The following is a 648-nucleotide window of genomic DNA, read 5'->3' on the forward strand; positions in this document are numbered from 1 at the left end:
ATCCTTTCGTCGTGCTGTTGATTCTGCCTTCCTATGACCTGTTCGGACTATTATGAGAAATGCTATAAGTTTTTGTTACTATCAAAAAAAGAAATATCAGAATTACCAATCCTAAAATCCTTTATAGATTGCCCGCAAGTGCCATCATTTGCACAATCATGATTATCTTTCTTATTAAACCATGCGTTGGTGTATTTTTCCATTTTGATACCTCACTACCAAACCTTACTATATTATTATCTTGGTAAAAATCATAATAATTCGTTAACTTGTATTTTAAATCTGTATCAAATGTGCTTTTCTCGTAAGGTATCAATTGTGAAGTAATTAACTTTATTTGTTTAAAATTTTGCTAAAATAGCTCTTTTTATACTATGTTTTATATAGCTAAACTGACTTAGATTTACTGACAATTTGAAAAACAAAAATTCGTCATTCCGCTACTATAGTATTTTCTAAAACGAATGATAAACGTCTAAAATGGTATTACCAACTAAAAGGTGTAAGTTTGTACATTGATGCATTAGAGGTCTGAGGCGACTTTTGATGGTGTGCCAACAATGCTCTATCGGATTTAGATCTTACTATTACCCACAAATATAAATGTTTGTTGCATAGCTCTTAATGGCATAACTTTTGCTTGAAATA

Annotated in this window: 1 protein-coding gene; it reads left to right on the forward strand. The window is 30.6% G+C overall.

From position 1 onward, the window contains the following. The first annotated feature begins 33 nt into the window (after positions 1-33). Positions 34-162, forward strand: a complete 129-nt coding sequence (locus ACIPNH_RS00730) for a hypothetical protein (protein WP_400770963.1) — start codon at positions 34-36, stop codon at positions 160-162. Positions 163-648 lie beyond the last annotated feature (486 nt).

The sequence above is a fragment of the Wolbachia endosymbiont of Drosophila barbarae genome (assembly GCF_044752445.1).
In the GTDB taxonomy this organism is placed as follows: Bacteria; Pseudomonadota; Alphaproteobacteria; order Rickettsiales; family Anaplasmataceae; genus Wolbachia; species Wolbachia pipientis.

Bases quoted from the DNA above. Each gene is read 5' to 3' on its own strand.
- ACIPNH_RS00730 (WP_400770963.1), top strand. From the start codon at position 34: ATGACCTGTTCGGACTATTATGAGAAATGCTATAAGTTTTTGTTACTA.